The organism is Motilimonas eburnea (assembly GCF_021295345.1).
In the GTDB taxonomy this organism is placed as follows: Bacteria; Pseudomonadota; Gammaproteobacteria; order Enterobacterales; family CBDFNC01; genus Motilimonas; species Motilimonas eburnea.
Window position 1 is genome coordinate 101,068 of sequence record NZ_JAIMJB010000016.1, and the last position, 24,932, is coordinate 125,999.

Sequence of the window (24,932 nt, forward strand, 5' to 3'; positions counted from 1 at the left end):
AATTATCCCTCCGATGCCATTGTGGTCTCATCAAATAAGCCCAGCTCATGGCTGGAAATCAGTTTTTCGATATTTAGCAATATGATCATGTCGTCATTCACTGGCGCCAGACCAAATAAGTATTCACTATCAAACGCCACTCCAAACTCAGGGGGTGGCTTTATGTCGGTGGATTCCATATTGATAACGTCTGATACGGCATCCACCACGATGCCAACAATCCGATCATTAATGTGTAGCATGATGACAATGGTAAATTCGTTATAGTTGGCATCACCGACATTAAATTTAATTCTGAGATCAACAATCGGCACGATATCACCACGCAAGTTCAGAACCCCTTTAATAAAGGGCGGCGCATTCGCAATCTTAGTCACAGGCTCATACCCTCTTATTTCACGGACTTTCATAATGTCTAAGCCGTAATGCTCGTCACCTAAGGTGAAGGTTAAGTACTCTAAGCGACTGCTATCTTTGCTCTCGACTTCTGTTTGATGTGAATGATTCATCCCATTTCCTTGTTTACAAAAGACGCATCAACCTTTAACGCCAATGATTCTGCATCAATAATCAAGGCAACACTGCCGTCGCCCATAATGGTTGCGCCCGCCACGCCAGGAACGCGACGGTAATGTTGCTCCAGGCTTTTAATCACCACTTGTTGCTGGCCGATCAAGTCATCCACCAGCAAGGCAAAACGGGTTTTGCTGGTTTCAATCAGCACTAAAATGCCATCACTGGGGCGAGGTGAGTTGGGCTCAACCTCCATGACTTTATAAAGCTGAACGATCGGCCAATATGCATCACGCAGCTCTAGCACTTGCTGATTACTGATTTGCTTTAATTGATTCTCACTGGGTTGTACGGATTCGATGATATTCACGAGAGGAATAATGAACATTTGATCGCCCACAGCAATGGACATGCCATCCAATATTGCCAACGTCAGAGGGAGGCGAATTTCAAAGGTGGAGCCGACTCCAGCTTGGGACTCTATTTCAAGGCGGCCACCCATGGATTCAATATTTCGTTTCACCACATCCATCCCCACACCGCGACCAGAAACATCGGTGATCTCGGCAGCGGTAGAAAAACCTGCCGACATAATCAACTGCCAGACTTGTTGATCCGAGGGATTTTCCGGCACATCAATGCCATTTTCGTATGCTTTCGCCAAGATACGATCGCGATTGAGGCCACCCCCGTCATCACTGACAGAAATCAGTATGTTGCCACCCTTTTGCTCGGCTTTAAGGGTGAGCTTGCCGGTTTCTTCTTTGCCCGCAGCAAGGCGCACTTCGGGCTTTTCAATGCCGTGATCTAAACTGTTGCGCACTAAATGGGTCAGGGGATCGACCAAACGTTCAATTAAGCCTTTATCGATTTCGGTTTGCCCCCCCTCTATCACCAGGTCGATTTTTTTATTAAGCTTTTTCGATAAATCCCTGACAACTCGTGGAAAGCGGTTAAACACAAATGACATGGGCAACATCCGAATCGACATGATGCCCTCTTGCAATTCTCGGGTATTTCGCTCTAATTCTGTCAACGCAGAATGCAACCGCTCCGATGAAGGCCCCTGTACATCATCCCCAATCAGATTAAGCATAGACTGGGTAATAACCAATTCACCAACCAAGTTGACTAAGCTGTCAATTTTGGTGATGTCGACTCGAATACTGCTCGCCTCAACACTCTCACTCTTCGCGCTTGGCTCCTTTTTACTGCTCGATGAAGCAACAGGGGCTGACGACTTAGCTGGCTCACTGGGGCGAGAGGCAATGTTTACCGCAGGCTCTTTCGCTTGGCTAGCTGACGGGGCCCCTTGCTGGTCAGGTGGAATATCTTCAGGTGTTGAAGGCGCTTGCAAAGGTGCTTGCAAAGGTGCTTGCAAAGGTTCAAAAAAGCCAAAACCGGCTTCATCATCTTCAGATGTTTCATTGTTTTCAGCTGCTTTCCCCAATGGAGCGAAAAAGCCAAATCCCTCATCATCCGTACTCACCTCAGGTTCGCTGCCAGCCTCACTCTCAGAGCCCTTACCGACTAAAGCCTCTCTCGCTGAGGGCTCACTCGCTGAAGGTTCACTCGTTGAGGACTCACTGGCTAAGGGCCCAAAAAAGCCAAAATCAGACGCTTCTTCCGTTTCAGCTTGCGCTGCTTCAGTGTGACTGTCTGACGGCTGGTTTAGGGGCTGAAAGAAGCCATAGCCTTGCTCAGTCGACTCAATTTGGTTAGACAAAGAAGGATCTAGAATGGCCTCTAGATCAGCTGTGGTTGAATTCACTAAGGCCCAATCAGGCTCGCTGCCTTCGGTATAGCTTTGCAATAAGTTACGCAATGCATCCACCGCAACCAGCAGCCCATCGATGGCTTGTGCATGTAATTGAAATTTTCCTTGTCTGGCTTTATCAAACAAGTTTTCCATGACATGAGTCACGGTGATCAAAGCATCAAAGGCAAACATGCCACTGCCCCCTTTGATGGAGTGAGCGGCACGGAAAATACTGTTTAACTCTTCAGTATCGGGGGCGCTAGGATCGAGAGCCAACAATAGGTGTTCCATCTCGTCTAAGTGCTCATGACTTTCTTCGATAAACACGCCATGAAACTGGCTCATATCCATTGACATAGTGGCCTTCCCAGTTTGCTCTAACCCAGTACCTTAGCGGCAACTTGTAGCAGTTTAGCGGGATCAAATGGCTTCACCATCCAACCCGTTGCGCCCGCTGCACGCCCCTTCGCTTTCATTTCCTCACTGGCCTCCGTGGTCAGTACCACAATCGGCTTAGTGCGGTAACTGGCCAAGCCGCGTAATGACTTAATCAGGGTCAAGCCATCCATACGCGGCATATTTTGATCCGTCAGCACGAAGTCAAAATTATTGGTTTTGCAAAGATCTAACGCCTCTTGGCCATCTTTCGCTAAGGTTACTCGGTAGCTGGCCGATTTTAGGGTCGCTTCGACCATTTGTCTGATTGATGCTGAGTCATCAACGATAAGCACATTTTTACTCATATTATTTAGTTCCACCTAAGACCACCCGCGCGGCATTACCGGGGGGGATAATTTCAAGGGAGTCAGCGAGGTGCTCGATTAAGGTTAAGCCCCTGCCATAGCTTTTAGTTAAATCAGCAGGCTTCATATCACCATGAAAAAAGCCGGGCCCGCTATCTTTGATATAGATCTCTAAGCACTGAATATGACTTTGCCACTGTACTTTCAGCACGATTTTGTCTTTACCCCTTAGGTTTTTAATGCGTTGCTCCTTTTGTTCGTAGAAAACAAGGAAGCCGTTCTCTTGCTCTTTAATCTCACTGCTCAGCCCGAGCACTCCGTGTTCAAATGCATTCATGTATAGCTCGGTCAATATGGTGAAAGTTTTTTGCACCAAAGGGAGAGGCAACTGCTTGGTTAACAAATCAGAAAAGTGCGTTGGAATATCGAGTAGATCGAGCGAAGATCCGTGCAAGGTATGCTCAATTAAAAAGGCACTCTCGCCTGCATATACAGCCACCTTATCACTTGGCTGTATGTCAGCCAGCAACTGATTGGTATCAATTTGCACGATGGAAATATCATCCCCTGCAGGGGGACAATTCACATTGAAATATTTTTTTATCTCCGCGAGGGGCTCCTCGCTCTTAAGCAGCGGGACTAACTCTGCTTCGGTGAGTAACTCACCCTCATGGGAAGGGCTTTCGATGACGCCATCGCTGAACATAACAACCTGCTGGTTAGGCTCAAGAGGGAGCCTCACTGGATGCACATTAAACAGGGTATCGGGTAAGATCCCTAACGCCATGTTGCCTGATTCGACTTGGTTAATAATCTGTTGCTGCTGATCAACCACCAACACCGGAGGCATGGCACCGTTCCACACATCAATCACTCTTCGGTTAGGTTGAATATGCAGTAGGATCACGGCCACAAAACGATCTTCTGGCAACATGTGCGTGAGCTTATTGTTCAATTCAAACACGATGTTGGAGATGGGCAGGGCCTTTTCCGACATGGCTTTAAAAATCTGCACCAAGGGCATCAAGGAAACTGCGGCGGCAAGCCCGTGGCCCATGGCATCAGCCAGCAACACATAGTCACTGCCATCCTCCCCACAGCAATGGATCACACTATCTCCACTGAACTGAGAGGAAGGCTTAACCCAGTGATGGATCCCTGGATGGTCCGTATGAATTTTTGCAAACATGGCCCCCAGTAGGTGCTTGGCTAAGGCTTGCTCTTGCAGCTCCGCATCGCGCCATTGGTTCAGGGCTTCTCGCTGCTCATTGTTGAGCTTTTCCAATCGGCGTTGGTGTACCGATTTCTTCATTTTTAGCCAAAGCAGATCCATATTGACCGGCTTTAATGCATAGTCATCGATACCTTGACTGAAGGCTTGTAAGAAAAAATCCGCATCATCATTGGCGCTGACCATGATCACGGCCGCCATCTTTAGCCGTTCCTTAAGCAAGGGTAACAAGGTCACACCTTGACCGTCCGTTAAGTGATTATCCAATAGCACTACGTCAAAATGGTGCTCTTTTGCCAGCACTTCCCGCGCAGATTCAAGGGAGGGGCAGATAGTCATTTTGACGCCTTTTTCATTGAAAAAGTGCTGATATAGCAAGGTAAAAACCGTGCTATCTTCCACCACTAGCACTGTGTAGGGTGGGCTAATATGATGTGAAGACTCAGTAAAAGGCATACAATTTCGCCATGTTGGCCATTTCTAAAATATCCAGCGCACTGCCATGTGCGCCTCTTATTACTAACTTGGCTTGATGACGCTTTTCATTTTTTTTTGAAAGCAACACCAACATGCCAAGGGCAGAACTATCTAGGTACTGAACTTGCGAAAAATCTAACTCGATAAGATCAACTTTTTCGCTCTGTAGAAGCTTTTCAATTTCTTGGTTAAACGTTTTGTGGTAGTGAAAATCAAACCGATTGGGTAATCGAATACTGTATTGCGCCACATCCCCTCCTAACTATGATAGATGGCGGTAGATTAAAAGAGATCCACGTCGCCGCTGGCCATAGAGCTCGCCGAAACCGGGTTAGAGCGAGTCGCTTTAAATTCATTGATATTTTCAATATAGTTCTTCAGTTTCTGAGGGTTGGTTAAATTTTCTGATTCTGTTATCTGGCGCAGTTGCTGTTGCAGTAGATCCAATTGAGCCGCCATGTAATTAAGGTGTTGATGGTTGATATCGCCAAATTGCAGCCCACGCATCGCATCATACAAAGACTGCTGCAGTAACTGGTTATGCTCCTCTAACGCACTGGCGTGCTCTTTGTTTTGGTTGGCATTGGTCATCAGTAATTCGATGGCATTGTGTACATTTTTTTTCGCCTCCATCACGTAAGTCACATCTTGAGAAGCCACCTCGCCGATATCCGTAGTCAAGGCTTCAATGCGCTGCGCCATGTGCTGCAGCTTTTCTTGGATCTGATTACTAAAGCCTGCTGAGCGGGTTGACAGTGAGCGAACCTCATCAGCGACCACAGCAAAGCCCCGACCGGCTTCACCGGCCCGCGCCGCCTCTATCGCCGCATTAAGAGCAAGTAAATTGGTTTGCGAGGCGATTTGGTCGATGTCTTTCATGGCTTGCACCACATCGGGTACCAAGGCATTAATCTTGTTCACCTTTTCCACTAAATCCATGGATGCCGCTGACATATGCACCGTGGTTTCGACAAATTGCTCTAAGGTGGTACTGGTTTCTTTTGCAAACGTCGCCATCCATGAGTCGCCCTGCTCATCTAACTCTGAAGCCAACAGGTGTGCGACCCTATCCCGCTGAAGTTCGGCCAGCTCTTTAAGTTGCGTAAATGCATTCGATAAGGTCGTCACGGCATCCGATTGGGTGCTATTGACATCATCAACGCCCAGCTTACACTCGGCAATCATCTCGGAAGCTTCTGCGAGTATTTGCTGCTGTAAACGTTGCGCTTCATCACTGCTACTCGTTATGTTTGACTCGCCCTTGGCTGAAACTTGGGTTTGCGGCATGCCATACCAGCAAAACGCAGCGCAGATAAAGACACACAGCGCAATCACCCCAAATACAGGCAATATAGGCGCGAGTAACAAGCCTGATAGCAATGCAACGACGACTCCCGCAATAACATGCCAGTTAGGTTTCGCCATATTCCCTCTCCTTTTGATTCGCTGCTTGCTTTCTTATCACCACTGACTCCACAAGGCTCATCTGACCAAAATACAAACGCCAGCCAAGTTGCCAAAAGCGGATCTCGTGTTGCCACTGTTTTTTAGTCTAGTCACGATTTATTGATATGATGACTATTTCATCAACTATTTTGTTTGCTTAATCCCATTTTTTTACTTAAATCATGTTTATCGTAGGGTTATTCCTTGCACCGCTAAAAAACTCAATGAATCCGGCTCCTTATCGCTATGCTAAGAGATGAACCAAGGCTAACGAACGATTTATTCTGCTTTAACTATGCGGAGCAAAGAAGAGTCCGATGCTCGCTCTAGCCGCCGGTCAAGATAAACAACGCTAAGAGGTAACCTGATGCACACGGTGATTGACCCAAGCCTGTTTCATGCCCTGTTCAATCAGGCAGCACAACCTTGGTCAATTCAATTAAAAAAGCAGCGCTTTATTTGCAGTGAAACACTGGCCACCAGCCTAGGCCTGCATTCCGTTAATATTTCTCTGACGGAGCTTTTTGCGTTGCTTGATGAGGCCAACGTATTTCGGTGTAAAGAAGCCATTAAGCGCGCCAGTGAAACAGGTAAGACCCAACAAAGAAAGTTGGTTGTGCAAGTCGCTAACACCCCTTATTTGATTGACCTCAAGATTAATCAAGGGCAAATAGGCGCAATAAGCTTACATGGCACCATGCAAATTTTGGTGCAATTTCTCAAACCTGAACAAGAATTATACTTACTCAAAAAGCTGTTTCATGAATCGAAGAATGGCTTAATGGTGGCCGACACCAATCATTATGTGTTAATGGCCAATCAAGAATTCTGCTATGAAACCGGGTATCAAGGCGATGAGCTCATTGGAGTACATGCCAGTGCGATTAAAAGTAACCACTACGATCAAGACTTTTATCAAAAACTCTGGGATAACATTAACCGCCATGGCTATTGGGAAGGCGAGCTATTAGCGAAAACCAAGTCCGGTCAAGATTATGCTCATGAAGCCCTTATCAAATGCATTGAAATTGATGGCAAAAATTTTTATGCCACCACCACTCGTAAACTCGATGCCTCATTAGCGAGCTTAGCCCAACAGAAAGCACATCAGCCCGCGATCACCTTACCCAATAAGGCTGATTTTGAAGCACAACTCGAACAACTTTACCTAGGCTTACGCAGCGATAGAACACTGGTGTGCATGGCCTTTAACGCTGCGATGAGCGGCACTATTAGCCCAGAAATGCAAGCCTGGCTCATTTCTCAACGCTTTGACTCGATGAATGTTGATGGCTACTTAGCCCAGCTCAGCCCATCCATGTTTGGTTTGTTTTGGCAAAGTGAAAAAAAGGTCGATAAAATCAATGCTGTCCTTTGGTCAATCATGCGCCGCTTATCGGGTACCCGTAAAGACGATGCCCTTAAACTTGCACCGGTATTGACGGTGGGGTGCTCGGTTTTGGCCATCGATGCAACCAGTCCCAAACAACTGTTGGCCCACGCCATTCAAGCCCTGATTGCAAACCAGCAACAAAGTAGCCCGACCCTGTATTACTTTGATCGCCGCCTAAGCAAACGCTTTGACCGCGTAGCAAAATTGACCAAGCTACTCGATCAAGCGCTGCAAGCCGATAAGATCGAAGTGTATTACCAGCCCATTGTCCGCTTACCCGAGCTCACCATCTGCAAGTTTGAGGCATTATTTCGCACCAATCTAGAAACGGACATTGAATACAACACCCAAGAGCTGATCCAAATCGCAGAAAAAAACGGCTGGATTGACCGTATCGATGCGACTGTCGCACGTCTCGCTATGCGTGATTTACCCATATTGCAGCAGCATTTCAATGATAACAACATCGGCATATCCATTAATCGTTCCTTGCAAAGTGATTTATTAAACGTGAGTTGCTTAGAGGAAACCGTGCAAATTCTCAGTAATGCCAATACAAACCTTGAACAAGTGACACTGGAGCTAACCGAATCGGCGTTTTTTCAAGATTTATCAAGACAAAAAGTGTGGATAGATAAACTGCGCAGTATCGGGGTACAACTGGCAATCGATGACTTTGGCACCGGTTACTCATCATTTTCTTACCTACTGAACTTGCCCGTCAGCATCATCAAAATCGATAAGCTATTTATTGATAATATCAAACCCGCTAGCGCAGAAATGGCGATGATAGACATGTTAACCACGCTGAGCCACAAAATGGGCGGCAAGGTGATTGTTGAAGGCGTGGAATCCGCCCCCCAACTAACACTATTAAGCCAACTTAACGTGGATATGTTACAAGGGTATTTATTCAGCCAACCCAAAAGCTTAGCAGAAATCTTAAATGATAAAGGAAAGGCACACTATGGCCACTTAGCCCATCACCTATATCATGCTCCACCACAAACGGCAGCCGAGGTCATGACAACAACGTTTATTTCTCTCGGCATTGATGACAGATTGAGTAAGGCGAAAGCCTTATTTGATCACCACGATATTCAACATTTAGTCGTCATCGAAAACAGTCAATGTCGAGGGATTTTAACGCGCAGCCAGTTGATGGCTGAATTAAGCCCTTATTTAGACACCAAAAGTGAGCAACAAAGGGATAAGCTGACCCTAAACAAACGCATTCATCAAGTGATGAATAAAAACCCAAAAACCTTACCTTCAAACACGCCCATTGCCTTATGCCATCAATGGCTGCAAGCACATTGGCATGATGTGATTGTAGTACATGGCAGTGTCAATGTATGCCTTGGCGTGATCACCGCTAAAGAATTACTGAGCTTGTGCTGCAACCGTTTATTAGGCCAAAAAAAACAGCCACCCGAAGGTGGCTGCTAAACAATCTATTTGAAAAAGTAATTACTTCCCTTCTGGGATCACTTCACCAAATTCATCGGTTGCTCGTACATTAAAGACATCTTCAACACACATCTCGTAATCACCCTTATTCCAAGCGCTGTAAGCCGTTTGGTAAGGCGCTAATTTACACTTGAAGCTGTGATTTCCTGGTGTGTCGGCATTCCAACCCCAGTCTTTATCCCAGTTAATCATGAGTGCACCAGCACCATCGGTGTTAAACGCTTTCATATCAGCACAATCAAGTTTCTCACCCGTGATATCTAGATTTAGATAGGCGGTGATTCTTTGGTAGTAATCGATACGGTTACGAGCTTGGTAAGTTGTTGAGCCTTTACCACATTCAAATGCACCATTGATGATTTGAATCGTTGAGCCAAAGCCGTGTTCAATACCGTTCGCTTTATCCGCCGCATTTGGCTGCCAAGTGCCGTCAATGACATGCAACATACTTGGCTTAGGTGGTTGCGGGTATAGGTAGAAGAATACTGCTGAGGCTAGGTTTAACCAAGTATCAGCCACTAATTCAGGATTCTTCAGCAGCACCATCTTGTCACCAAACATGGCCTCAGAGAATGGACCATAGTTGTAGTTCCAGCTTAGCTGCTTAGCGCCACGGCCAAAGTAGCTCTTACCTTGACATGGCCAACGCTCGCCTTGCCAGCCTGAACATGCATTGTATGGACCCGTAGTATCCGTTTCTTGCTTATGCATTTCACGCACATAGTAGAGACCTTGACGCCATACAGGGTTGCCTTGAGCCCCTTCCCAGTTTGGCGCATTTGCCCCTGTTTCTTGGATAAAGTGGGCAAACATGGTTGCTAATGAACGCTTACAGATTTCATCTGAATTACGACCGTCTTCATAAGTACGACAGAAAGCAGGGAACTTAGCAATGGCTTGTAAGAAGCGTTGGTAGGTATAGTTTTCATGACGAATTGGGAATAAGAAGTCCCAATCAGCCTCGCTCACAATGGTTTCAGCACGACGCACGTTTTCAGGATTGTCAGCACGCAGTGGCACCACAGCTTCAACCGACGCGTTATCTAAAGTTTGCGTATCTGCACGGACTAAATCAAATTGCTCAGAAGACGTTAGCGCTGCTTCACGCGCCTCTAGCTGACTACGTGGGATCAAGTATCCACCTTGTCCATCTGGAATCACAGTGAGTTCATTCGGATCAACCGATGGCACTGGCGTTGGCTCAGCCGTTGGTGGCGGCGTAGGCTCTGCTGTTGGATCGATTGTTGGTTCGATTGTTGGTTGCGGCGTTGGCAATGGTAAGTTGTATTTTTGTGCTGCCCATAGCTCAACATCGTAAGCCGACTGAGAGTTGTTTAAAGTTTCTAAATCTTGACCATTGTCGATACACGCTTGGGTACCTAATACGGTGCCACATAACTTAGCTTCATTTGCTGGGCCACAGTAAGCAAAATGATAACCATGGAACCAGTTGTCGGCACAAATATCGGGCTCACCTGTCGGTTCAATAGTGGGTGCTACGGTCGGCTCTACCGTTGGCTCAACAGTCGCGGGAGGCGCATCAGGACAACTCACTTCATCCCAGAACCAACTACCACTGCGTGGGCTTTCCCACGTACCTGGACTATTCTTCGCGATGTAACAGCTTTGGTTAAAGCTCACCATGTCGCCGTTGCTTACCTTAGTTTTACCCGGCACCCAAGGCGTCACATTGCTCGGTGGAAGGCTTGGATCGGGCGTCACTTCAGGTGTCGGCTCTAATGTAGGTGTCGGCGTGGGCGCTGGCGTCGGTTTAGGGGTTGGGGCTAAGGTCGGCTCTAGCGTAGGCGTTGTATCACCACAGTTTGTTGGCGTCCAAAACCAGCTTGAAGCAGCTGAAGGGGTTTCCCATGAACCGGGGTTGTTTTTTGCGACATAACAGGCTTCTTTGTAGACAACCAGGTCACCATTACTTACTTTGGTTTTACCTGGCTCCCAGGTAATCGGCGTGGCGGCATTGGCTTGGGCAGACGCACCCATAACCAGCGCTGCAATCAGGCTGAGTTTTACGTTCATTGCTATCATCCTTGAACAGGTTAAGTTGTAAAGGCAAAAACTATTGCCATCACAAATAGTAGCAATTGCTCACGCAAGATAGTTTGAACTAGCTCTATTTATCCTTACAAAGTCTGTGTAATTAATGCTATTTACTTAGCTATATTAAGTGCTTAAGCTAATAATACTTTACATAAATCCTACAAACCAACAACATCGTTTCAAGCCAGACATCAGCCCTAGAAAATCAACCACGTCGCAGGATTTGTGATCATAAATCCTCACTCATGCCACAAGCCACCGCCGATGCCCAAGCCCATTGAAAATTAAAGCCCCCTAGCCAGCCGGTCACGTCCATAACTTCGCCAATAAAATAAAGGCCGGGGACGTGTTTAGCCGACATGTCTTTAGAGGATAATTCATTGGTATCCACCCCGCCTAAGGTGACCTCAGCGGTGCGATACCCTTCGGTGCCATTCATCAGAAGCGGCCAACAACCTAATGTTTGGCTTAAGCGGCTCCATTCACTGTGGCTGATTTGGTTAAGAGGACAATCGTTGAATTTTTGATGAGCCAACCAAGCTTCAACAAAGCGCTTGACCAGCAAGCGGCTGAGGGCGTTTTTCAGGCTCATTTTTGGCTGCTGCTCGCGTAACTCATTGAGTGACTCGACAATGTTCAGCTCGGGCAACAAGTTGATATAGATAGGCTCGCCGGGCTGCCAATAAGAGGAAACTTGCAGCATTACCGGGCCAGATAAACCGCGATGCGTGATCAGCATGTCTTCTTTAAATTCAACCCCAGATACCGAGCGCACGGCCACCGGCATGCTGATACCAGATAATGGCTCAAATAAGGTTTTCTCACTTTGGTGCCAAGTAAAGGGCACGAGGCCAGCGGTGGTGGGTAATACCTTTAGGCCAAACTGTTTTGCGATTTGATAACCAAACGGCGTTGCCCCCAGCTTTGGCATCGACAAGCCGCCCGTTGCCACCACCAAGGAGTCACAGCAAAATGTTCCCGAGTTGGTTTGCAACACAAAGCCCGTATCGTTTTTTTCGATTGAGATAATCTCGGTTTTTAGCTTGATGTCAACGCCTGCCCAATCACATTCGGTCAGCAGTACATCCAAAATATCTTTAGCCGAGTTAAGGGCAAATAGTTGGCCGTGCTTGCGCTCTTCATAATCAACGCCGTGGCGTTCAATTAATTCTATAAACTGCGACGAGGGATAGCGTGCTAAGGCAGATTTGACAAAATGTGGATTTTGACAAAGGTAGTGACGTGGCTCGACCTTAAGGTTGGTAAAATTACATTTTCCTCCCCCACTGATCAGGATCTTTCGGCCTGCTTTTTTTGCATTATCTAGCACTAATACTTGCTTGCCACGATAGCCCGCCGTGGCGGCGCACATCAGCCCCGCCGCACCAGCGCCGATAATAATCACATCTACTTTTTGCACGTTTACCCCGTTACCCAATCCAGCCTAGCTTACAGGTGGGATTTTACTTGGCTTAGGCGCAGAGTGCGAGGGCTAACTTAGTTAGCCCAAGGCTGTATTTGATCAACTAAGGCTATCACGCGATTTGCCATTTTCTGATGGTCATTTAAATCGGGATGCCATTGGCAGCCGTTTAGGCCAAGCTCCCCCCAATCTAGATAATGGATGCGTTTATTACCTTGTTGTTGTAACTGCGTCACTAAGGCTTGCGCTAACGGCCTAAAACGATCATCCGGCCAAAGGTAATTGGCGGCGATGATGATATGAGCATCAGAATACTTTGCTTGCTGCTGGGTAATAAACTCAAGGTACGCTTGGCGATAATGCTCGGCGAGTTGCTCTTGCGTCCACTTTTCCCCTTGCGCAACTGGCTGAGAAAAATCATTGGTGCCGAGGGCGATCACTATCACCTGAGGTTGCCAAGGGTTAGTAGACTGTTCAGCCCCAGCATTTGCCTTGGCCTGCGTTTGCAGCAATCTTGGATAGTATTGGCGAAAGTCCGTATGAGGCAAATTGCCCCCCCAATTGCGCACCATGCCCATGCCAGACATGGCATTGAGCTGCCAAGCCGCCTGATAATGACTCGCCACTAAGGCAGCAAAGCTGCGACTGGCATCGGAAGTGGCCCGGATTTGCTCTGGCGAACATTCGCGTTGAGTGCTTTCATTAGCTAACGCTGCACTCCAAGAGTCACCAATAAACTCAATCATTTTGGTAGCAGGAGTTGTAGGCAGGGATTGCTCAACCATAAAGCCATAGAGTCTGCCGGCATAATCGGGGGATTCGCTGCGTTTAACCAAGGTGATGCTATGTTCGCCTGCGGTTAGCTCAAACCAAATCGTGCGTTTACCTAAGGCTGGTTGAATCGGTTTTTGGCGTTCACCATCTATGATGACTTGGTAATAGTTGACGCTATCGTCGAGTACCACTCCAACTTTCGATCCACTAAACCGGCTAGTCAGGCTCACTCCCGGCCAAGTAACCAACCAATGCTCGTCTTGCAATAGCGCTCTACCTTGTAGTTGTCCCAAAACAAGTTCGGGTTGTTGGCTGTATGCCAACTTAGCAAATGCACAACTACAGCAAAACAGTACCATTGCGGCAAAGCAAGAATGACGTCCTTGTATCATCTTGATGCCTTTTCGATTTACTTAGATTCTTCTGGGGGGCTAAGGGCCTTGATAGCTTCACGGATCAAGCCAACACCTTCCTTAATAATGATGGCGCCTAATGCCACCAGTTTCACACAGGCATAAATGAACACCACCACAACCACAACCTTAATACAGGCTTGGAAGATCTGATAAAACTCGATGTTGATCTGATTGGAAAGCTGCTCTGAGCCCGCCATTAACCAATTAAACATTTCGTTCATAAAAGGGACTTTTGCCGGCATAGAAATGATGGCAAGGGCGCTAGGTAGCACATAGAAGATAATAAGGGCACCAAGGGCGATAAGCACTGCACCAACAGCGGTGCTTAACATTAGCCCCAATTTCTGATTATTTGTTTGCATAACGAACTCGAAAGATCTCATTTTTTTAAAAAAGTGAGGTCAAAGTATCCACATCGCGACAGGAATTAAAAGCAGTAAACCGTAAAAATCAGATCGCCATGTCGGCAATGAACATTTTTTGCTCTTTTAGCAGAGGAAAGGACAATATAAAGCGGCGAAAAAGTCAGCTTATCACGTCATTACAGGCTTGTTCATCCACCCACTAACCACCATAGCTGCCAAGCTAAGCATTTAATAAACCGTTAAAAAAAGTACGTAACAATATGATATTCAAACATTTCAGTACTATAATACGCAATGCGTCTAGCATTAATGTGGGGCGTTGTGAGCAATGTAACAAAAATTTTTTCAAAAACACGAAAAAAAACTTGCTGAATGTCTAAATTTAATTAATTATTGCAATAACTTAAATCAGCTGTGCCATAATGTGTATGCTGTATTTTAAGCCACCCCCTTATTTTGGAGATATACAATGAAACGCAATCTAATGATCCTTGCTGGTGCTGCTATGACTCTAACTCTAGCTGGCTGTTCTAACACTGCTCTAGAGCAAAATGTTGCTGAACTAAGCAGCAAAGTAGATCAACTAACTACTGAAGTTAGCTCACTAAAAGATCAACAAATGTCGCTAGCAAACGACGTTGCTGACGCGAAAGCAGCTGCAATGGACGCAAGCAGCGAAGCTATGCGTGCAAACGACCGTATCGACAACATCGCGAATACTTACAAGAAGTAATCGTTTTGTTTCCAGCTAGCACTGCGGTGCTAGCTGATATTCCTCCAATCATCACTCACCGCCCCGCAAAACCTTTTTTCAAAGTCTGTTCAATCGCACTCACCGCCGACACCTTTACGTGCTGAGACGCCATATCCTAATTGCTAGCTATGTAAATGAAGCAAACGAAACGAAGGCATTTCATAAATGCATGCTGCCCTGTGTCTAAAACGAGCAGCACATGATATTAGATAGCGAACCGTTCCTTAGCCTTGTTCGTTCCTTGGCCTTGTTAGAGTTCGAACTCAACCTCTTCTTCAGCCGGTTGCTCCCAAGCGCGCCCCACTAGGTTTGGTAGGCCATTCATGGCGTTAAAAATATGGGTTAGTGCGTTGAGGTCACCATTATTGTCAATGACGAACTGACGAACCTGCGCAGTGATTTCCAATTTCGGGGAAGGCTGCCCTTCATATTCAGATAAGGGCGAGTGTACTTCCACCATCACGTCACCATTTGGCTCAACCGATTGTTTGATCGGCTCATCAATGATTCGCACTTGCTCGCCTTGTTGAACTTGATGAAACAGCCATTCAATATTAGCAGGCTCCAAACGTATACAGCCAGCACTGACTCGCATGCCGATACCAAAATCTTTATTGGTGCCATGGATCAAGTATTCACCATTGCCGTAAGCTAAACGCATCGCGTATTCGCCAAGAGGGTTTTCTGGCCCAGCAGGGACAACCGCAGGTAGCGGCTCACCCCGCGCTGCGTATTCGGCTCGGGTTTTGGGTGTTGGGGTCCAAGTGGGGTTTGCTCGCTTACTTGATACTCTGGTTGTCATTACCGGCGTTTCTCGACCAACCCGGCCAATTCCAATAGGAAAGACGGTGACCTCTTTGCCGTTTGGATGAAAGAAATACAGGCGTAATTCAGGCAGGTTAATCACTATCCCCTTGTATTCAACTTCCGGTAGTAGCATTAAGGTCGGAATAATCAACTTCATACCAGGCGTGGGAACGAAAGGATCGGCTTTCGGGTTAGCATCCAATAGTTCTAATAAGCCCACCCCATAAAGCAAACCGATTCGATGTAGGTTTTCACCTTTGACCACAGTATGAGTTTGTAGTTGCCCTATCAAACGCCCTCCGTCGGTAGGTAACTGATAAATATTTGCCCATACGGATGCACTGAATAGAGATAAAAAAAGTAACGTAAACAGAAGTTTCATAACTGACCAACTAAAACGAACCAGCGGCTATTATAGCCATAGCTGAATATTAACTCGACGCTTTTATGTACGCGATTGACATGAAAATAGCAAGGGAATCACTTGCACCCCATAAACACACCTTCTATTATCGCGACAAGCAAAAAGAGGAAGCGAAATCATGTCTGCGTTATCGGTATTACAATCTGAAATAGTCGTAACAGTACTTGAACAAGTGCTCAAGGAACATACGGCAACCGATCGAATTTATGCTCAGGTGTTTGCTAAAGCGCCCTTAAATAGCGAACAAAAAGCCAACATCACTTTGGCGGTTGGGGATATTTTACGCAGACTCAATTTGTACTGTTATCTCGCCGATGTTGAGTTGGCACAAGCAGCAAACAAGGCGACACAACTTCTTGGCGCTTGGCATTTATTGGCAGGCAAACCCCAGCCTATATTGCATAAGCAAGCCCTGTTAGATGAAGCTGACTTTACCCGTCGTCTAAATGACGCCAAAGCCTCCCCTTTATTGTGGCAAGGGTGCCCTACTTGGTTAGATGAGCTCGGTCATCAAGCGCTAGCTGAACAATGGCCTAATGAGCGTGCAGCCCTCAGTGAGCGCGCGCAACGTTTTATTCGCGTCAATACCCTCAAAACCACACGCGAGGACTTGCTTAACCACCTCGCACAACAAGGCATCGCCAGCGAAGCCGTACCTGAAGTGGCCAGCGCTATTTGTATCAAAGATAATGCGGCCCTGTTTAATACCGAAGCATTTCGCTTAGGCTGGTTTGAACAGCAAGATGCCGGCTCACAATGTATTGCCCCCATGCTAGACGTTGAGCAGGGCATGACTGTGTTTGACACCTGTGCCGGCACTGGCGGCAAGACCTTACAGCTCGCAGCTTTAATGAAGGGGAAAGGACGCTTGGTTGCCATGGACGTTGAGCTGTGGAAACTTGATAAATTACAACAAAGAGCCAAACGTGCGGGTGCTTTTAATATCGAAACACGTTTGATTGAAAGCTCAAAGACCATTAAACGCCGTAAACTGAGTGCGGATCGCGTACTACTGGATGTCCCCTGCTCGGGCATAGGTGTATTGAAACGCAAGCCGTTAGCAAAGTGGCATGATACCGCCGAACGCCTCGCCCACCTTACCGCTTTACAGCAAGATATATTACAGCGATACAGTCAGTTACTAAAAGTCAGTGGTATTATGATCTATGCAACTTGCTCTATTTTACCCCAAGAAAACGCCAATCAAGTTGCCCACTTTCTTGCCAATAACCCACAGTATTTACTGTTAGAAGAGCAAACGATTAGCCCATCGGCTTCAGGCTTTGACGGCTTTTACTGGGCTAAAATCGTCCGTACAGATATCTAGTAAGGATACAGGCATTTGTTTTAGCCTATCGGGTTAAGTCCTGATAGACTAATTAGCTAATCCTTCTAGATGCTGCCACATGAATCAAGACGAAACACTTAGGGAAACCCGTAAAGGGGTATTTTTCGCCCTCTCTGCCTACACATTTTGGGGTGTCGCTCCGGTGTACTTTAAGGCGCTGGACACGGTTCCTGCCTATGAGATCCTTAGCCACCGCATTATTTGGTCAAGTGTCTTGCTGTTTCTAGTCGTGTTGCTGTTTGGTTATGGCAAACGCTTAATCGGCGCCCTTAGCTCCCCTAAAACCTTACTTTATCTTACCCTAAGCGCCATTTTTATTGGGGTCAACTGGTTCGTCTTTATCTGGTCTGTGGGACAAGAGCGCATGCTAGAGGCGAGTTTGGGGTATTTTATCAACCCACTGGTGAATGTATTTTTAGGTATGCTGTTTTTGCAAGAGCGGCTACGAAAAAACCAATACATTGCCGTGTCACTGGCATTTATTGCCGTATTGATCCAGTTGATTAGTTTCGGCTCACTGCCATGGATAGCCTTAGTACTTGCCTTCAGTTTTGGCTGCTATGGGTTGATCAGAAAGAAAGTTAAGGTTGACGCCATTACAGGTTTACTGCTCGAAACCCTGGTTCTGTTACCCATTGCGTTTATTTATTTGTTCTTCTTTGCCCATTCGGCCAGTGCGAACTTTTCATCTAACACATTGAACTTAAATCTGTTACTCCTTTCGGCCGGTGCTATCACCACCATACCGCTGTTGTTTTTTGCTGGCGCAGCCACGCGATTAAAGCTTTCAACCCTTGGCTTTTTCCAATATATCGGGCCATCCTTGATGTTTATGCTGGCGGTCGTGGTCTATCATGAACCCTTAACAATACAAACGTTAGTCACCTTTGGCTTTATTTGGGCGGCCTTAGTTGTATTTAGTTGGGATGGCCTTCAACAACACAAAAACAGTAAAAAGCGTCAGCTTGATCTTGCTCAATAGGCTGACTTGGCTTGATTTGCTAACCAGATCAAGCCACTCAATTTATCGCCATCCCCCACTTGTGCAAGCCAAAGCCTAACTAAGTCAGGCGCTTGTTGGCGACGAATAAATACTAACAACGCCATGGCGTCATCAGTATCTACAAGGCTACCAGACTCGCCCAGCTCAATAGCGGATTGGGCAAGGGCAATAGCCTGGTAATCACTAAGCTCATCTAACCAAGGTTGGACTTGTTCGGGGTGTGTCTCGTAATGGCGATAGAGTAAATCTGCTATTTGGCCCATCACTGTCTGTTCACTCAACATGATCTGCTTGTTTAACCATATATCCATCAGCTCATGAAAACCGAGTTGGCTTTGTAATTTGTCTCGGTTTTGCACAAAAGCATCAATGAGTTGGGGCAAACGCTCTAAATGCGCTGAATTAGGCTTTAGCCTATCTTGCGTATTTATATCAAGGGCTTGATAGATTACTTTATCCATGGGCGACTTAATTCGAGTACGAAAACCAGCAGCAAACGCCAATTCATTGTGACTAAATAAAAAAGTCAGCAGCTGCATCAACAATACTTGACTCTGTTCATCTTCCGCTAGGTTGACTAAGCTTATCCCAACATCTAACAAGGCCTGTTCTTTACGTTGAGTTTGAGTGAAGCCAGGCCATTGCTCTGTTAATAGTAACAATTCTATTTCGGCCTGCAGTATTCGCGCTTCTAAGGCTTGCTGTTGCTTTTTAGCTAAGCTGAAAAAGCCATTTGCAATCAATGCCTCAGTGTAACTAAGCTGTAACTCAGCCAAAGGGATTTGCCACCGCTCTGACAGTGTTTGTAAATCGCTTAGATAACTCATCTGACTTGCAACATCAAAATAAGCTGTCACACAAGTTTGCTGCAACTGCTGATTAATGGGCTGAATCAGCACTTGGTCGATAGATTCTAAATGACGATGTTTATCTTGAGCGGTATTTCGACTCGCTAGTAACTGATAGGCTTGGCATCGTAGGTTAATATCGGAGCTTTCATCTAAGCGCTGTAACAAGCTATCAATAAAATCAGGGTCAAGGGATGTAACGCGTTTAACTGCCGGAGCCAGAGCAACCATATTAGCTAGCTGAGCATCTTTATCAAGGGATGCGATTAACGACAAAGCTTGACTAAAATAACTGGGCTCAGCGACCTGCCAAGGCCGTTGCAACAATCGGTTATACTGAGCTTGGATCAAGCCGACATTGAGCTCATCAGAAACGAATATACGCTGGTAAACTTGCGTATCTGCAAACTGACGTTTTAACTTAGACAGCTCGCTGAGTGCTTGACCGTAAAAATAAGCCTGCTGAGAGCTATCTTGAGCTTGCTGCGCCGACACTAAGTTCGCCATCACTTGGTCTAAGCGCTGATTAGCAAAATACTCTGGGTCCAACAACTTAACAGTGATAACAAGGGTGAATATGAACGCCACCCAACCAATAAGATACTTACCCATTATTAGCCGGGGTAAATTTCACCGACTTTTGCGGTAAGCTAAAATCATCAGGCAGGGCAGGAAAATAGACCTTTAGTTCATCGGTATTTTTCAATGCATTATTATCGATAAATAGCCAATCTTGATCTTGCTCTTTGATTGCAAGTAAAAAGCTTCGTGTGTTCACCTTGCCTTGCTCACTGGCTAGTTCAAGTTGAGCATTGAGCACAACCAGTTGCTTGGTGTCAGAAACGAAATAGTTGATGGGCTCTCCTACCGTGAGGTTGGCAATTTTGACACCGCGCTCATTCAATAATCGCACCGCTTCATACGCTATTTTTGCTGCCATGCTTGCCCCACCAATCTTGGCAATAATGGGAGGATAGGTCAGGGCAATCACCCCCTCATAATCTTCAGATAGGGTGGCCTTGACCAGCTTATCGGCTTGGCTTCGAACCTGTTGATTAACTTGGGCGGGGATATCAATCGCTCCTCCTTGCCCACTCTGACCATCAGAGCTGGCTGAAACTGTATTACCTAGTAGGGGCCAGCACAGCACTAGCATTAACATCATCGATTTTAACATTCGGTACATCCTTATACTTCTATCTCCATTTAAGTGCGGTGCTGCTCTGCTGTCATATATTGAATCAGTGGCATTAAAACTAAACGCCAAGCTAATTCAACCTCAAGGTCACATTTAGGGTCAAAAGCACGTACGGTATTTACTAAGGTATCAAGCCAGATGTCGTACAAATGCAGCGGAATGGCATGACCCTTATCGCCATGAACTTTCGCATATTTTTTGATCGTTTCTGTTTCTATACGCGAACTGGAAAAATCCATTGCCATGTATAGCGAGCGCTGCATCATTAGCTTTTGTCGGGTGAGATCCACTTTAGCAAGGATTCGTTGTACTTCCGGTGATGAATCACTAAAAGATTGATAAAAATGACTAAAGAAGGCATCACCTTGATCACCGCGATACATAATGCGTTCGTAACTATCATTGAAAATCTGATCATAGTTTTTCATTTAAGCGACCCCCTGTGACATTTTATCTTAATGACATACTAACAAACCCGATAAGATTGCTAAACCACCTTATATTCAATAGGTTGAATACATACTACTTTTTGACAAAGTGGTAGCCAGGAGAAGAGGTAGACCAGACTTGCTCCTCTTTATCAGTGTATCCTGCAACTTCCTGAAAAAATTGGTTTTCGCTAATAGCATAGGATATTTTTAGGTGGCTAGCCCCGCGGAAGTTAAGCCAGCATTCATGGCTTTCAGTTGTCCCGATAAATTGCCCCAACTTCGGCTTGTAATCAAACACAATATCACAACCTTGTTGCATCGTCAGTTGCTGCAGAGTGAGCGAATTCAATAAGCTAGGCTGATAAAATGCGCCCGTAAAATCTATCGGTTGTGGCGTTGTATAGGTATGCATCCGAATCGAACCATTAGGCTGATCGATAAACTGCAAAATACGTTGCTGATAAGGTAACACGCCTTTTTGGTTTTTAATTTGCTCTGTGTAGAACCAGCTACCATCGACTCTTTGATGCCAAAACCGGCGAATAAGAAACTGTAATGACGCAAAGTTAGGATCAGACTCAGCCTGATTGAGATTGCTATACTCCCCTTCAAACCATAAGCTGAGTTTTTCTAACTCATCAGAAAATGCCCAACTTAACTTAGGTAAAAGCAGTAAAACAAAGCCAACTAATTTAAACATTCTAATTCCTTGGTAGCTTGCGCAAAAAGGGATAATAAGGCGCTACCTGAAATGCTATATCTGCCTGTAAAGCATCAGCTGTTGAGGTACAATAACCCTAATATTAACGAATGGATAAACTATGGAAAAGGTATATTTAGGCTGGATTTTCATTGCCATAGGATTAATGTCGCTGCTGCCAGTTGGTTACTTCTTCATCATCGCTTTAAAAAGTAAGCAATGGCCAAAACGCATGGCAATGATCACCTATAACAGCTTAGCCGTCAAAAAAGCTGGCTACTGGGAAGGCCGCTCCTTAATGGGTGGTGATCTCATCAAGTATCGTTACAACATTGAACGGGTTGATTATGAAAATAGCCAAATCACCGCCGCCGATATTGTGATGAAGCTGATGGTGGCCGGTGATGAGCTTCTGGCACAATTTCCTGAGAAAGAAATGCTAGAGATCAGCTATAACCCAAATAATCCACAACAATCGCTTCTTATTCCCGGCTTTTGTAAATGGAATTTCCTACCCTTAATTACCATCACCATATTTATCGCGGTTGGCTATGCCTTGATAACCGGCTATCTCTAGGAGAATTATAATGGATGATATGAAAAGCTTTATTCCTGGCTATGGCAGCCAATCTAATGTTGCCAGACTATTAATGTTGATGTCACTTTTTCTAGTCATTGTCCCAGGGATCATCATTGCAAAAACAGCACGGATACACTTCGGAGGCGTTGTGATCATGGCCGATGTTATCGAGGTGAATCAAGTATCTTTTACTGATGATGCCACCCAAGAGACCTTTATTGATAACATCCCTAAAGTGGAATTTACCGCAGGTAACGGCAAGCAATATCAAGTCGATCTTTTACCTTACTTAGTCCCACCTAAAGTAGGTGAACAAGTAGAAATTATCTATCTTGAATCAGACCCTCATTCTGCATTGCCTAACGCCTTTGATCGCGGCCCGCTATATCTAAGCCTGTTCTTTATTGTCATTGGCTTAGTGTTATTCCTACGCTCAGCTAAAATGATGAAACAAAGATACTAAACCCAACCCAGCGGCAAACATGTCGCTGGGAGCTTCCCTCCGCTATTTACCCCCCAAAATTGATTGCAACGCACTAGTGCCACTTTTTGTGTTTCCACTTTTAGTGATAACCACAATACGACCCTATATAAAAGCCGCGGTTACTCTTTTGCCTACTCGCATGTAGACGACTTTGATATTTATATAACCTTATTCTACCGATTATGGGCTCGCTATGGGACACTCACCTGCTCAGGGAATCGGTGTATCGAGTTTGCTTGTCTTGTCACTTTTCCACAGGCGTAAAAAATCCAACTCGTTAAACTTTGTTTATTGTTCGGGGTATGAGGAGATTGTTTTAAAAGGTTCTATGTGGGCCACGAGCTTACTCAAGGGATGGTGTAGGTCGTGATTCTAGTTTGCTATAAACCTCAACTCAGGCTTGTGGTATGGGAGCATGATAAGAGGGGTGCCCTACTCTGCTTTCTTCTCAGTTTAGTTTTCTGCAGATGTAAAAAAGCCCAAGTCGTTAGACTCGGGCTTTCTTGTTTGGAGCTTGGCGGTGTCCTACTCTCACATGGGGAAGCCCCACACTACCATCGGCGCTGCTGCGTTTCACTTCTGAGTTCGGCATGGAATCAGGTGGGTCCACAGCGCTATTGCCGCCAAGCATAAATTGTCAATCTGGAAAGCTTTGTTCTTTAGCAAACACCTATGTTCACAAGTATTTTGTTTGTACTTTCGTACTCAATCTGGCTTCAACACCGCTTAGGTGTTGTATGGTTAAGCCTCACGGGTCATTAGTACAGGTTAGCTCAATGCCTTACAACACTTACACACCCTGCCTATCAACGTTGTAGTCTCCAACGGCCCTTTAGGGAGCTTAAAGCTCCAGTGAGAACTCATCTTGAGGCTCGCTTCCCGCTTAGATGCTTTCAGCGGTTATCGATTCCGAACTTAGCTACCCGGCAATGCTTCTGGCGAAACAACCGGAACACCAGAGGTTCGTCCACTCCGGTCCTCTCGTACTAGGAGCAGCCCCTCTCAATTCTCAAACGCCCACGGCAGATAGGGACCGAACTGTCTCACGACGTTCTAAACCCAGCTCGCGTACCACTTTAAATGGCGAACAGCCATACCCTTGGGACCGACTTCAGCCCCAGGATGTGATGAGCCGACATCGAGGTGCCAAACACCGCCGTCGATATGAACTCTTGGGCGGTATCAGCCTGTTATCCCCGGAGTACCTTTTATCCGTTGAGCGATGGCCCTTCCATTCAGAACCACCGGATCACTATGACCTACTTTCGTACCTGCTCGACGTGTCTGTCTCGCAGTTAAGCTGGCTTATACCATTACACTAACCGTACGATGTCCGACCGTACTTAGCCAACCTTCGTGCTCCTCCGTTACTCTTTGGGAGGAGACCGCCCCAGTCAAACTACCCACCAGACAGTGTCCCAAGACCCGATTCAGGGCCCATGGTTAGAACATCAACACTACAAGGGTGGTATTTCAAGGTTGGCTCCACGCAATCTGGCGACTGCGCTTCAAAGCCTCCCACCTATCCTACACATGTAGGGTCAATGTTCACTGCCAAGCTATAGTAAAGGTTCACGGGGTCTTTCCGTCTAGCCGCGGGTACACAGCATCTTCACTGCGATTTCAACTTCACTGAGTCTCGGGTGGAGACAGCGTGGCCATCATTACGCCATTCGTGCAGGTCGGAACTTACCCGACAAGGAATTTCGCTACCTTAGGACCGTTATAGTTACGGCCGCCGTTTACCGGGGCTTCGATCAAGAGCTTCGTCCGAAAACTAACCCCATCAATTAACCTTCCGGCACCGGGCAGGCGTCACACCGTATACGTCATCTTACGATTTTGCACAGTGCTGTGTTTTTAATAAACAGTTGCAGCCACCTGGTATCTTCGACCAGCGTCAGCTTAGGAAGCAAGTTCCATCACCAACACCGGCGTACCTTCTCCCGAAGTTACGGTACCATTTTGCCTAGTTCCTTCACCCGAGTTCTCTCAAGCGCCTTGGTATTCTCTACCCGACCACCTGTGTCGGTTTGGGGTACGATTCGATGTTATCTGAAGCTTAGAGGCTTTTCCTGGAAGCAGGGCATCAATGACTTCACTGCCTTAGCAGCTCGACATCGTGTCTCAGAATTAAGAGTCCGGATTTGCCTAAACTCTCTTCCTACACACTTGAACCAGGACAACCAACGCCTGGCCCACCTAGCCTTCTCCGTCCCCCCATCGCAATAACACCAAGTACGGGAATATTAACCCGTTTCCCATCGACTACGCCTTTCGGCCTCGCCTT

The 24,932-nt window shown here is 46.2% G+C and carries 21 protein-coding genes and 2 rRNA genes; 6 read left to right on the top strand and 17 right to left on the bottom strand.

The genetic code is table 11. The features are described 5' to 3' along the window. Nucleotides 1–2: 2 nt before the first annotated feature. From K6Y21_RS15460 to K6Y21_RS15485, 6 genes are read right to left on the bottom strand one after another with little or no spacing between them, the layout of a single operon-like run. Complete coding sequence (locus tag K6Y21_RS15460) at nucleotides 3–509, bottom strand: chemotaxis protein CheW (protein WP_233072778.1); 507 nt, start codon at nucleotides 507–509, stop codon at nucleotides 3–5. Then, nucleotides 506–2,629 (bottom strand): chemotaxis protein CheA, encoded by a 2,124-nt coding sequence (locus K6Y21_RS15465; protein ID WP_233072780.1) that lies wholly within the window; start codon nucleotides 2,627–2,629, stop codon nucleotides 506–508. Before K6Y21_RS15465 ends, K6Y21_RS15460 begins: the two co-directional genes overlap by 4 nt. Nucleotides 2,630–2,649: 20 nt before the next feature. Next, nucleotides 2,650–3,015: a response regulator gene (locus tag K6Y21_RS15470; RefSeq protein WP_233072781.1), complete on the bottom strand. Its 366-nt coding sequence runs from the start codon at nucleotides 3,013–3,015 to the stop codon at nucleotides 2,650–2,652. Between the two features lies 1 nt (nucleotide 3,016). Then, entirely contained in the window at nucleotides 3,017–4,702 is a 1,686-nt protein-coding gene (locus tag K6Y21_RS15475) for a fused response regulator/phosphatase (RefSeq protein WP_233072782.1), read from the bottom strand. Continuing rightward, nucleotides 4,689–4,973: an STAS domain-containing protein gene (locus K6Y21_RS15480; protein ID WP_233072784.1), complete on the bottom strand. Its 285-nt coding sequence runs from the start codon at nucleotides 4,971–4,973 to the stop codon at nucleotides 4,689–4,691. The genes K6Y21_RS15475 and K6Y21_RS15480 overlap by 14 nt, the downstream gene beginning before the upstream one ends. A gap of 32 nt (nucleotides 4,974–5,005) precedes the next feature. Then, entirely contained in the window at nucleotides 5,006–6,148 is a 1,143-nt protein-coding gene (locus tag K6Y21_RS15485; RefSeq protein WP_233072785.1) for a methyl-accepting chemotaxis protein, read from the bottom strand. Between the two features lie 388 nt (nucleotides 6,149–6,536). Between K6Y21_RS15485 and K6Y21_RS15490 the strand changes: the two genes are divergently transcribed. Next, nucleotides 6,537–9,011: an EAL domain-containing protein gene (locus tag K6Y21_RS15490; RefSeq protein ID WP_233072787.1), complete on the top strand. Its 2,475-nt coding sequence runs from the start codon at nucleotides 6,537–6,539 to the stop codon at nucleotides 9,009–9,011. Between the two features lie 21 nt (nucleotides 9,012–9,032). Here K6Y21_RS15490 and K6Y21_RS15495 read toward each other — a convergent pair whose 3' ends face one another. The 4 genes from K6Y21_RS15495 to K6Y21_RS15510 form a co-directional block, all read right to left on the bottom strand. Continuing rightward, entirely contained in the window at nucleotides 9,033–11,066 is a 2,034-nt protein-coding gene (locus K6Y21_RS15495) for a glycoside hydrolase family 19 protein (RefSeq protein ID WP_233072789.1), read from the bottom strand. 250 nt (nucleotides 11,067–11,316) lie between these two features. Continuing rightward, complete coding sequence (locus K6Y21_RS15500) at nucleotides 11,317–12,507, bottom strand: BaiN/RdsA family NAD(P)/FAD-dependent oxidoreductase (protein ID WP_233072790.1); 1,191 nt, start codon at nucleotides 12,505–12,507, stop codon at nucleotides 11,317–11,319. A 77-nt stretch (nucleotides 12,508–12,584) separates the two neighbouring features. After that, nucleotides 12,585–13,676 carry an SGNH/GDSL hydrolase family protein gene (locus K6Y21_RS15505; protein ID WP_233072792.1) on the bottom strand — a complete coding sequence of 364 codons (1,092 nt, stop codon included), beginning with the start codon at nucleotides 13,674–13,676 and terminating at the stop codon, nucleotides 12,585–12,587. A gap of 17 nt (nucleotides 13,677–13,693) precedes the next feature. Further along, entirely contained in the window at nucleotides 13,694–14,062 is a 369-nt protein-coding gene (locus tag K6Y21_RS15510) for a hypothetical protein (protein ID WP_233072793.1), read from the bottom strand. Nucleotides 14,063–14,534: 472 nt separating this feature from the next. Here K6Y21_RS15510 and K6Y21_RS15515 point away from each other — a divergent pair, with 472 nt between their 5' ends. Next, nucleotides 14,535–14,798, top strand: coding sequence for an Lpp/OprI family alanine-zipper lipoprotein (locus tag K6Y21_RS15515; protein WP_233072794.1), 264 nt, complete (start codon nucleotides 14,535–14,537; stop codon nucleotides 14,796–14,798). Between the two features lie 271 nt (nucleotides 14,799–15,069). On the opposite strand, the gene K6Y21_RS15520 is transcribed toward K6Y21_RS15515, so the two are convergent. Continuing rightward, nucleotides 15,070–16,008 (bottom strand): L,D-transpeptidase family protein, encoded by a 939-nt coding sequence (locus tag K6Y21_RS15520; RefSeq protein ID WP_233072796.1) that lies wholly within the window; start codon nucleotides 16,006–16,008, stop codon nucleotides 15,070–15,072. Nucleotides 16,009–16,168: 160 nt separating this feature from the next. Between K6Y21_RS15520 and K6Y21_RS15525 the strand changes: the two genes are divergently transcribed. Next, nucleotides 16,169–17,377, top strand: a complete 1,209-nt coding sequence (locus tag K6Y21_RS15525) for an RsmB/NOP family class I SAM-dependent RNA methyltransferase (protein ID WP_233072798.1) — start codon at nucleotides 16,169–16,171, stop codon at nucleotides 17,375–17,377. Nucleotides 17,378–17,456: 79 nt separating this feature from the next. Next, on the top strand, nucleotides 17,457–18,380 hold the full coding sequence (gene rarD, locus K6Y21_RS15530) for an EamA family transporter RarD (protein WP_233072799.1): 924 nt from the start codon (nucleotides 17,457–17,459) through the stop codon (nucleotides 18,378–18,380). Here rarD and K6Y21_RS15535 read toward each other — a convergent pair. The 4 genes from K6Y21_RS15535 to K6Y21_RS15550 all read right to left on the bottom strand — a co-directional run bounded on the left by K6Y21_RS15535 (nucleotide 18,374) and on the right by K6Y21_RS15550 (nucleotide 21,578). Next, nucleotides 18,374–19,861, bottom strand: coding sequence for a hypothetical protein (locus tag K6Y21_RS15535; protein ID WP_233072800.1), 1,488 nt, complete (start codon nucleotides 19,859–19,861; stop codon nucleotides 18,374–18,376). The two genes, rarD and K6Y21_RS15535, sit on opposite strands and share 7 nt — an antisense overlap. Continuing rightward, nucleotides 19,854–20,426 (bottom strand): hypothetical protein, encoded by a 573-nt coding sequence (locus K6Y21_RS15540; protein WP_233072802.1) that lies wholly within the window; start codon nucleotides 20,424–20,426, stop codon nucleotides 19,854–19,856. Before K6Y21_RS15540 ends, K6Y21_RS15535 begins: the two co-directional genes overlap by 8 nt. A 29-nt stretch (nucleotides 20,427–20,455) precedes the next feature. Next, nucleotides 20,456–20,875: a globin family protein gene (locus K6Y21_RS15545; protein ID WP_233072804.1), complete on the bottom strand. Its 420-nt coding sequence runs from the start codon at nucleotides 20,873–20,875 to the stop codon at nucleotides 20,456–20,458. Between the two features lie 94 nt (nucleotides 20,876–20,969). Then, a complete protein-coding gene (locus K6Y21_RS15550; protein WP_233072806.1) occupies nucleotides 20,970–21,578 on the bottom strand; it encodes a chromophore lyase CpcT/CpeT in 609 nt (202 codons plus the stop codon). A 121-nt stretch (nucleotides 21,579–21,699) separates the two neighbouring features. Between K6Y21_RS15550 and K6Y21_RS15555 the strand changes: the two genes are divergently transcribed. Beyond that, on the top strand, nucleotides 21,700–22,155 hold the full coding sequence (locus K6Y21_RS15555) for a DUF3592 domain-containing protein (protein WP_233072807.1): 456 nt from the start codon (nucleotides 21,700–21,702) through the stop codon (nucleotides 22,153–22,155). Nucleotides 22,156–22,165: 10 nt separating this feature from the next. Beyond that, a complete protein-coding gene (locus tag K6Y21_RS15560) occupies nucleotides 22,166–22,621 on the top strand; it encodes a DUF3592 domain-containing protein (protein ID WP_233072808.1) in 456 nt (151 codons plus the stop codon). 533 nt (nucleotides 22,622–23,154) lie between these two features. Here K6Y21_RS15560 and rrf read toward each other — a convergent pair. Then, a 5S ribosomal RNA gene (gene rrf / locus K6Y21_RS15565) occupies nucleotides 23,155–23,270 on the bottom strand. A 109-nt stretch (nucleotides 23,271–23,379) separates the two neighbouring features. After that, nucleotides 23,380–24,932: ribosomal RNA gene (locus K6Y21_RS15570) — 23S ribosomal RNA — on the bottom strand; the annotation flags it as partial.

Excerpts from the sequence above, each read along its gene's own strand:
- K6Y21_RS15535 (WP_233072800.1), bottom strand. The coding sequence starts at position 19,861 with ATGGGTAAGTATCTTATTGGTTGGGTGGCGTTCATATTCACCCTTGTT.
- K6Y21_RS15505 (WP_233072792.1), bottom strand. The coding sequence starts at position 13,676 with ATGATACAAGGACGTCATTCTTGCTTTGCCGCAATGGTACTGTTTTGC.
- K6Y21_RS15520 (WP_233072796.1), bottom strand. The coding sequence starts at position 16,008 with ATGAAACTTCTGTTTACGTTACTTTTTTTATCTCTATTCAGTGCATCC.
- K6Y21_RS15515 (WP_233072794.1), top strand. The coding sequence starts at position 14,535 with ATGAAACGCAATCTAATGATCCTTGCTGGTGCTGCTATGACTCTAACT.
- K6Y21_RS15490 (WP_233072787.1), top strand. The coding sequence starts at position 6,537 with ATGCACACGGTGATTGACCCAAGCCTGTTTCATGCCCTGTTCAATCAG.
- K6Y21_RS15495 (WP_233072789.1), bottom strand. The coding sequence starts at position 11,066 with ATGAACGTAAAACTCAGCCTGATTGCAGCGCTGGTTATGGGTGCGTCT.
- rarD (WP_233072799.1), top strand. The coding sequence starts at position 17,457 with ATGAATCAAGACGAAACACTTAGGGAAACCCGTAAAGGGGTATTTTTC.
- K6Y21_RS15475 (WP_233072782.1), bottom strand. The coding sequence starts at position 4,702 with ATGCCTTTTACTGAGTCTTCACATCATATTAGCCCACCCTACACAGTG.
- K6Y21_RS15465 (WP_233072780.1), bottom strand. The coding sequence starts at position 2,629 with ATGTCAATGGATATGAGCCAGTTTCATGGCGTGTTTATCGAAGAAAGT.
- K6Y21_RS15485 (WP_233072785.1), bottom strand. The coding sequence starts at position 6,148 with ATGGCGAAACCTAACTGGCATGTTATTGCGGGAGTCGTCGTTGCATTG.
- K6Y21_RS15555 (WP_233072807.1), top strand. The coding sequence starts at position 21,700 with ATGGAAAAGGTATATTTAGGCTGGATTTTCATTGCCATAGGATTAATG.
- K6Y21_RS15545 (WP_233072804.1), bottom strand. The coding sequence starts at position 20,875 with ATGAAAAACTATGATCAGATTTTCAATGATAGTTACGAACGCATTATG.
- K6Y21_RS15510 (WP_233072793.1), bottom strand. The coding sequence starts at position 14,062 with ATGCAAACAAATAATCAGAAATTGGGGCTAATGTTAAGCACCGCTGTT.
- K6Y21_RS15550 (WP_233072806.1), bottom strand. The coding sequence starts at position 21,578 with ATGTTTAAATTAGTTGGCTTTGTTTTACTGCTTTTACCTAAGTTAAGT.
- K6Y21_RS15560 (WP_233072808.1), top strand. The coding sequence starts at position 22,166 with ATGGATGATATGAAAAGCTTTATTCCTGGCTATGGCAGCCAATCTAAT.
- K6Y21_RS15525 (WP_233072798.1), top strand. The coding sequence starts at position 16,169 with ATGTCTGCGTTATCGGTATTACAATCTGAAATAGTCGTAACAGTACTT.
- K6Y21_RS15460 (WP_233072778.1), bottom strand. The coding sequence starts at position 509 with ATGAATCATTCACATCAAACAGAAGTCGAGAGCAAAGATAGCAGTCGC.
- K6Y21_RS15540 (WP_233072802.1), bottom strand. The coding sequence starts at position 20,426 with ATGTTAAAATCGATGATGTTAATGCTAGTGCTGTGCTGGCCCCTACTA.
- K6Y21_RS15470 (WP_233072781.1), bottom strand. The coding sequence starts at position 3,015 with ATGAGTAAAAATGTGCTTATCGTTGATGACTCAGCATCAATCAGACAA.